Origin of the sequence: Holdemania filiformis DSM 12042, from assembly GCF_000157995.1 — a bacterium.
GTDB lineage: Bacteria > Bacillota_I > Bacilli_A > Erysipelotrichales > Erysipelotrichaceae > Holdemania > Holdemania filiformis.
Map to the genome: position 1 here is coordinate 369,788 of NZ_GG657561.1, position 7,913 is coordinate 377,700.

Annotated in this window: 5 protein-coding genes and 2 tRNA genes; 4 read left to right on the forward strand and 3 right to left on the reverse strand. The window is 49.4% G+C overall.

What is annotated here, in order from left to right; genetic code table 11:
- Window positions 1-245: 245 nt before the first annotated feature.
- A complete protein-coding gene (locus HOLDEFILI_RS14440) occupies window positions 246-1,745 on the forward strand; it encodes a hypothetical protein (RefSeq protein WP_006060547.1) in 1,500 nt (499 codons plus the stop codon).
- A 151-nt stretch (window positions 1,746-1,896) separates the two neighbouring features.
- Here HOLDEFILI_RS14440 and udp read toward each other — a convergent pair whose 3' ends face one another.
- The 3 genes from udp to HOLDEFILI_RS14455 form a co-directional block, all read right to left on the reverse strand.
- Window positions 1,897-2,682: a uridine phosphorylase gene (gene udp / locus HOLDEFILI_RS14445; RefSeq protein ID WP_208854979.1), complete on the reverse strand. Its 786-nt coding sequence runs from the start codon at window positions 2,680-2,682 to the stop codon at window positions 1,897-1,899.
- Between the two features lie 100 nt (window positions 2,683-2,782).
- Window positions 2,783-3,859, reverse strand: a complete 1,077-nt coding sequence (locus HOLDEFILI_RS14450) for an NTF2-like N-terminal transpeptidase domain-containing protein (protein ID WP_039865085.1) — start codon at window positions 3,857-3,859, stop codon at window positions 2,783-2,785.
- Window positions 3,860-3,870: 11 nt separating this feature from the next.
- The gene (locus HOLDEFILI_RS14455) at window positions 3,871-4,848 is read right to left on the reverse strand and encodes a phosphodiester glycosidase family protein (protein WP_167317154.1); all 978 of its coding nucleotides are present in this window, start codon (window positions 4,846-4,848) and stop codon (window positions 3,871-3,873) included.
- Between the two features lie 564 nt (window positions 4,849-5,412).
- Between HOLDEFILI_RS14455 and HOLDEFILI_RS14460 the strand changes: the two genes are divergently transcribed.
- The 3 genes from HOLDEFILI_RS14460 (at window position 5,413) to HOLDEFILI_RS14470 (ending at window position 7,828) form a co-directional block, all read left to right on the forward strand.
- Window positions 5,413-5,489, forward strand: a tRNA-Glu gene (locus tag HOLDEFILI_RS14460).
- Window positions 5,490-5,497: 8 nt separating this feature from the next.
- Window positions 5,498-5,571: transfer RNA gene (locus HOLDEFILI_RS14465), tRNA-Trp, on the forward strand.
- A gap of 595 nt (window positions 5,572-6,166) precedes the next feature.
- Window positions 6,167-7,828 (forward strand): diphosphate--fructose-6-phosphate 1-phosphotransferase, encoded by a 1,662-nt coding sequence (locus HOLDEFILI_RS14470; protein ID WP_039865086.1) that lies wholly within the window; start codon window positions 6,167-6,169, stop codon window positions 7,826-7,828.
- The last annotated feature ends 85 nt before the right edge of the window (window positions 7,829-7,913 follow it).

Sequence of the window (7,913 nt, forward strand, 5' to 3'; positions counted from 1 at the left end):
CAATGATTTTTTCTTGATCGCTAGCTTGCGTCTTTACTCTATACACTGCTGCTGGAAAAAGGGTTTTCCTATCGGAAATTTCCGATGAGAAAAACTTTGCGGATAAAGACAAAGGTACACAGGATGTGAGGAATTTCATCATGAATGTGTCGCAGCCGACGCAGACAGAGCTGGTAAACTATGGTACAATAAAACGGAAGAAGCGCTGACAGCGCTTTTGAATATGAATTGAAGGAGATTGACACATGAGTGAAAACCAGCCGGAAAAGGCTTTATTTCAACTGATCGCCGAGGCATTGACGCCGGAGGGGACACTGCCGAAAGATTTTTCGCTGCCGAAAGAAAAAGCACAAAATAAGCTGATCTTCGCCGATGGGGCGATGGACGGCATTAAGTTATACCATACTCAACCGAAAGAAGTCGATATTGAGCCTGTCTGTCAGGCGCTGCTGCTTATCAGCCAGGGCCAGGAAGAAGCTGGGAAAACGCAGCTAACGGCTGCCTTGGCGCAGCACAGCGTGATCGAAGTCATTGACGCTCTGCACAAGTGGATCTATGAACATCACCAGGAGCTGGATCCGGGAAAACTTTCCGGCTTTGCGATCCGCTGCATTATGACTTCGTCGGATCCGGAGTTGATCAAGCTGGGGCTGGCGATTATGGAACTCTTAAATACAGATAAGCAGGAAGCGCTGAAAAAAGTGATTCGCGCGCTTGCGTTGTGCAATGAATTCACGTTGTACTGTCTGTTCATCATGCGCAGCTGGACAGGCGGAAATGATGAAATTTTCGACCTGATGCAGAAGGTACACGGGTGGGGCCGGATTCATTGTGTGAATCAGATCGATCCCGCCAACCGGCTGATAAAAAAATGGCTGCTGGATCATGGCTGTGAAAACAATGTCGCACCAGCTTATTCAGCATTGACCGTGGCGAAAAAATGTGATTTGGCCGATCAGATTGTTCGTGAAGATTTATCTCAGGAAGACTGGGCGGGAATCACGCTGATCATCGACGGATTGATGGCAGAAGGCCCGGTCGCGGGAATTTCGGAGATTGAGGACCGGGAAGGGTTGTTTGCCGGTTATCTGAAGCAGGCTGAGCATTTCCCGATGACGCTGGCGACGGTGCAGAACCTGATCGCGATCGCCCAGTATATTGACGGTGAACAGGTTAAGCTGCCGGAGATTAAGAATCAATGTTTGGAGTTGTTAAAATCATCGGAATGCTACGTCACGGTCAGCACGGCGATGGAGCAGGGCAAAGGGTTTGAAGAAGCTTTGAAGCTGAGCATCCCGTATGAAGAAAAGGCGATGACCTGGCTGAAACAGAATCCAATCGAGCATTGCATGGCCGCACGGCTGCTGATGGCTTCGGAAAAGGATTGCGATGAGATTCTCGCGCTGTATGCCGACTGCCTGCCGCTGGATACGATGGCAAGCGGCCCGGCGGATGTGCTGGGACTGGGGAAGGATTATCAGGATTTCCATGCGCTGGCCGCAGTATTGCAGTCGCTGCGGCTGTATCCGGGCAAGGGCGAGGCGTTTATCCGCTGCGCTCTGCTGTGTCCGGTGATCAGCTGCCGGACCTACGCGCTGGACACGCTGGAAAGCTGGGTGAAACTGGCGCAGACCCCGTTGAAGGGCATCGCGCCGCAGCTGCTTGTCGTGCTGGATCAGGCGGAAGAACTGGAAGTCAAGGACGAGCTGAAAACCCGGATCCAGGCGTTAAAGCGCGCGGCTTAAGCGTCATATTAAGATCAGGAAAAGGGTCTGCCTAAATTAACAAAAAGGGATTCGGATTGATGCCGGATCCCTTTATTCTCTCTGTTTTACTTTGTTGGTATGAAGCCTGCCGCATCCAGTTTAACGCAGCGGGATAAGCCTTTATCCTCAGTTAAACCGACTGTTTCTGATCAGCTTTTATCAGTTCCCGCAGCGCTTCGATAGCCGCGCGGATCGGGGCTTCGGTATCGTGATGCTGAATGTTTTCCAGTCCGGCTTTTTCCCGCTGCTGGTTAGCGACTGTCAGGAAAACCGAGCCGACGCGGCAGCGCAGATATCCGCCGACGATGAACAACGCCGCCGATTCCATTTCGCTGGCCAGGCAGCCCATCCGTACCCAGGCATCCCATTTGCGCAGCAGTTCCTCATGGTTCGGCAATTCTTCCGGCTTGTGCTGCCCATAGAAGGCGTCCTTGCACTGAACGACGCCGACGTGATAAGGCAGGTTCAGCTTCGCCGCACTGTGCGCCAGCGCGTTGACAATCTGGAAATTCGCGACCGCTGGATATTCAATCGGCGCATATTCTTTGCTTGTGCCTTCAAAACGGACCGCACCGGTGGCGATGACGAGGTCGCCGCCTTTGACGTCTAGATCCATGCCGCCGCAGGTACCGACCCGGATGAACGTATCCGCGCCGCAGGCATGCAGTTCCTCCATCGCGATCGAAGCGGAGGCCCCGCCGATTCCGGTTGAAGTGACGCTGACTTTTACGCCGTCCAGTTCGCCGGTATAAGTGACGAATTCGCGGGAATCCGCAACCAGCACCGGATTGTCAAAATGCGCCGCAATCTTGGCGCAGCGCTTCGGATCGCCCGGCAGCAGGACGTAACGCCCGACCTCACCAGGACCGACGCCGATGTGATACTGTTTCCCTGAACCTTCTGTATAATCAATCATAGTTGTTCCTCCTTTGTAAAGGGCTTTCATTACTTATAATGTACCACAGCTGAGTGATCAAAAAAAGCGACATTTGTCGCTTTTTGAGTGTTTTGTTTGATTAGTCGTTGGCGGGGTTGAGATCGTTGTTGACGATCAGGTCGATCGCTTTCCAGCTGCCGGAGCTGCGCGTCAGGACGATCTGATAGCCGCAGTGGTAGGTGCGGTTGCCATAGGTATTGCTTAAGACAGTGTAATCGAAGATGATCTTGCCGACCAGATCGTTATCGCCAATCTGAATCAGATCGAGCACTTCGGCGTTTTCAAACTTGACGCCCGCATGACCAGTGTACCACTGGTTGTCCATTGTACGGATCTTAGTGGCAAATTCGCTGCCGGACAGGAAGTAGCCGGTCAGCGTTCCCAGACCGCCGTCTCCAGTGGCATAGCGGGCCGCCGCTTCGGCAATCGCCGTCATCGTTTTTTCACCAGCGCTCTTGACGTCGCCGCTGGCAGCCTTGCCGACGTAGAAACGTTCTTCGTAGGCATCTTTCACAACGACATAACCCTCGGCGGTGATCTCCGGCTCAGACATCAGCTCGCTGATTTCATAACGGGTGACAGTCGGAGCGGCGGAGCTGGTCTTGTACCGGTCGTAGGTGCCGGCTGGAACGTTGCTTTCCTTGACGTAGTCGCTGCCTAACGAAATGCCGTTGACCTTGACCTGCGCATCTGCCGGAGCGTCGATCAGGTAGCTCAGGTTGCCGGAACTCTGCATGACGGTTTCCACCCTCCAGGTTTCGTTCTCTTTGCGCAGATCCAACGTCGACACTTTCTTGCCGCCGGAATAGACGCCGTAGGTGCCTTCATAGCCTTCCGCGGACTTGTCGTCTTTCACATAGCTGAGATCTTTAAAATCGACATCGCTGTAGATCGTATTCATCGCGGTGCTGAAGTCAGCTTCGCTGCTCAGACTGCCGGTGCGGGTTTGGAACTGTTCGTATAATTCAGTGTAATCCTGCTTTTCAATCTGTTTCATATACGCTTCCAATGCGGCGTTGGGCGTCGTCTTTTCATACGCGCTCATTTTGGTGTTGACTAAAGCCAGCACACCGGCGGAAGCGCCGATGACAATCACCAGGATCAGTCCGATCATGGCCAGGGCAGTACCTGTTGGAATTCCTTGTTTTTTACTCATCATGGTTTCTCCTATTTCACGATAAAGGCGGTTGGCACACGGCGGTCGCCTTTAATCGATACGGTAGTGTTCAGGGTTTCCCCGTCATAAACCATGACGGTGGAATTGCCGCCGTCCAGATTGGCGGCATTGACGGCGTCATACTGCTGCATGATGTCGATGATGTCCTGATAGGTGGAGCCGAAGCTGCTCGGCTGCCGGCCGTCCAGCACCATCAACAGGAACGCGCCGTCGTAGCGCTGACCGATGACGGTACGCGGATTGAGTCCCGGGTGCCGGCCTGATTCAAAGACGACTTCCCAGTTCTTGATAAAGACCGGACCAAAGGTAACAGCATCGCGGATATCATAGTCCAGCGCCTGCTGGGCGGTCATGTCGCCGACGACCAGTTGGTTGGCGTTGTTGATGCCGATGACCGGCGTGAATTCACTCGGGCTGCCGCTGATCAGCTTGCCGTCATGAATGACGATGCCGTAAGCGGTGCCGCCGTTGCCATTGCCCCCGGCATCCTCAAAGCCTCCGGCGTTCATCCCGGCGATCGCGTCGTTCAGCTCGATGTATTTTTCGACGGAATAGCCCGGCGCTCCGGAATCCATGTTCGGGTTGCAGGCGACAAAGACGCGGGACGGGTCGTGAACGATCATCAGCTTGCCTTCAAAGGTCGTCCCTTTCAGATCGATGATTTCAATCTCATTCAGATCCGCGCTTTCAGGCGCAGACGGTTCCTGACTCGCGTCGCTCAGCTGCGGATTGCGGATTGCGTCCAGTTCTGCCTTGGAATAGAACAACTCCGCGGCTTTGTATTGCAGACTGCCTTCCTCCATCGTTTCCAGCAAATGCTGCGTATACGCTTTGTACGGCCCGCGATAGATTGAATTGAGCGCCAGCGTACCGGTAATCCCGGCGCCGGCCAGAACCATCACCAGGATGATGCCGCTCAGCGCTCCGGCTGAAATTCCGGATTTTTTCGCTTTTCTTTTTTTACTCATCTGATTCATGTATGAAGTTCGGTCTTCATACGACTCCTTTCTTTTCTCGGTGTTGAACCACAGCCTAATTATATCGGCAACGGGACAAGAAAACAATGCGTGAGCCAATGAAAACAATGAAGACTTCATGACAAAGGTGAAGGGAAAGAGTCAATTGTATTTCTTTCATTAAAGGAATACATTAATCCTATTGACAGAATATGTGAGTTTATGGTTAAAAAGAAAAGCAGACTAATTCTGATCAGCCCGTTTGAGCGTAAAATGCAAAGATATTAATTTATAGAAAAATTTTATTCGGAAAATATCAAGGTTTTATTCAGAATGTTCACTTCCATTATTTTTTAGGATTTTACGTCTTTTCTTTTTTTCATTATTTAATGTCTCTTTAAAGAACTGGCGATGGAAATCAGAGTGGAAACGATCACAATTTTTCCTATTTAGAATTTTTCGCAGATTACTGTTCACTTTTTCAATTCACAAAACACAAAAAATTTATCTTCGTTTTTATTTTTTTGTTGAAATCATAAATGGTTTATGCTATTATTACAAAGCAATCGAAAAAATGGCTCGTTGGTGAAGTGGCTTAACACAGCGCCCTTTCACGGCGTCATTCACGAGTTCGAATCTCGTACGAGTCACCATTTTTTTTAGGGGTGTGGTTCAATGGTAGAACAGAGGTCTCCAAAACCTTTGATGGGAGTTCGATTCTCTCCACCCCTGCCACTTTATCGTGAAAGCCTTTAGTAAAAGGCTTTTTTTGTTTTTTTTAAATTTGCGCACAATTCATGCATAAAAAATCTGAGGATAATTTTTCTGATCTTTTATAATTGACGTTCGTAACTCTTTATAGACATCAGGATGACGATCGTTATTGAATGCTGAATTTATCATTGAGTCATCTTGGATCATGCAAAACAAGCGGTAATTTCCAATTCATAATGACATCGAACCTCTTTAAATCCGTTAAATTTGTCTGAGAACTTATTTCATGAATAGTTTATCTTTATATTATAATAAAGTCAGCACCAGATCGAGAAATACTACCGGATAATTAAAGCCCGGCAGTCAACTTTCCTGTCTGGGCTCTTTATTGTCGATGGGAAAATGCCTATTTCTGTGCTTTAAATTGCGTATTCGGTTATCCTTTATGAATGAACTTTCTGTTGAATAAACCGTGGGAAATTGGACCCCAGAGATCAAATCTTCTGAATGTTCCGTTTTTGTGTCTTTTGTCATGCTGAACACGCGAATACAGGTTTACTTTTCAGGTTAAATATCTTAAAATTACGATGTATCTAAGATGAGAAGGAGATTAACTATGAAAATTTCATCACTACAATCTGCTAGATATGAGTATTCACCGAAACTTCCAGGCATGCTGAGACATGGTATTGCCAATATCGGGGTTCAGGAAGGCGAAGAAACTCAAAGCGCAGCCGATCAGGAAGTAATTAAACGCTTATTTCCAAACACATACGGCAAAAAGGAAATTACATTTGTCCAGGGCGAGAACACGGCGGAGGCGAAGAAACAAGTCGTCGGTGTTATTCTTTCCGGCGGTCAGGCTCCGGGCGGACACAATGTCATCTGCGGTTTATATGACGCATTAAAAGCCGCAAATAAAGAAAATGTTCTCTATGGCTTTAAGAACGGTCCGATCGGTTTGATTGAAGACGACTATCTGATTTTTGACGATGCCTACATCAACCAGTACCGCAACACGGGCGGATTCGATATCATCGGTTCCGGCAGAACGAAGCTGGAAACGAACGAACAGTTCGCGATCGTTGCGGATGTCTGCAAGAAGCATGGAATTACGGCAATCGTTATCATCGGCGGCGACGATTCCAATACCAACGCGGCGGTTTTGGCTGAATACTTTGCGGCGCATGACACCGGCGTTCAGGTTATCGGCTGCCCGAAGACGATCGACGGCGACCTGAAGAACGAAGATATCGAATGCTCGTTCGGATTTGACACTGCGACCAAGACTTACAGCGAAATCATCGGCAACATCGAAAGAGACGCGAATTCCGCGAAGAAATACTGGCATTTCATCAAAGTCATGGGCCGTTCCGCTTCCCATGTCGCTCTGGAATGCGCGCTGGAAACCCAGCCGAATATCTGTCTGATCTCCGAAGAAGTATCGGAAAAGAAAATGTCGCTGTCGCAGATTGCGGATTACATTGCGGATTCCGTTGAAAAGCGTGCGGCAAAGGGCATGAACTTCGGCGTTGCGATCATCCCGGAAGGCGTTGTTGAATTTGTTCCTGAATTCTCTGCGTTAATCCAGGAAATCAATGAACTTCTCGCCGGAAGCAAGGCTGACGCGTTCAACGCGCTGGCGACGTGGGGTGAAAAGTATGCGTTCATCGAACAAGGTCTGACGAAAGAATCAATGGGCGTCTTTGCGATCCTGCCGGAAAACATCCAGCAGCAGCTGTTCCTGGAACGCGACCCGCACGGCAATGTTCAGGTTTCCCTGATTGAATCGGAAAAATTATTCTCGGCGTTAGTCAAGGATAAACTGGATGAAAGAAAGAAAGCCGGAACCTATAAGGGAAAATTCAGCCCGCTCCATCATTTCTTAGGATATGAAGGTCGATGCGCATTCCCGTCCAACTTTGACTCGGACTACTGCTACTCCCTGGGCTATAATGCGTTCATGCTGATCCAGTACGGCTACAACGGCTATCTGTCAAAAATCTCCAACCTGTCTAAGCCGGCCAGCGAATGGACGGCAGGCGGGATGCCGATCACGAAGATGATGAACATCGAAAGAAGACACGGCGAAGACAAGCCGGTAATCAAGAAGGCGCTTGTTGAGCTGGATGGCAAACCGTTTAAGTTCTTTGAAGCTCACCGTGAAGAATGGGCTGTTGAAACCAGCTTCGTTTATCCGGGCGCTATCCAGTACTATGGACCAGCGGAGGTCTGTGATATCACAACGAAGACGCTGGCGCTGGAGCACGCTGAGTAATAAACCAGAACTCTGTTTTGTTCCCAATCCATTTTAAATAAATAAAAAAGAAATTGCCTCCCCGGATTTCATTCCGCTACGGCAA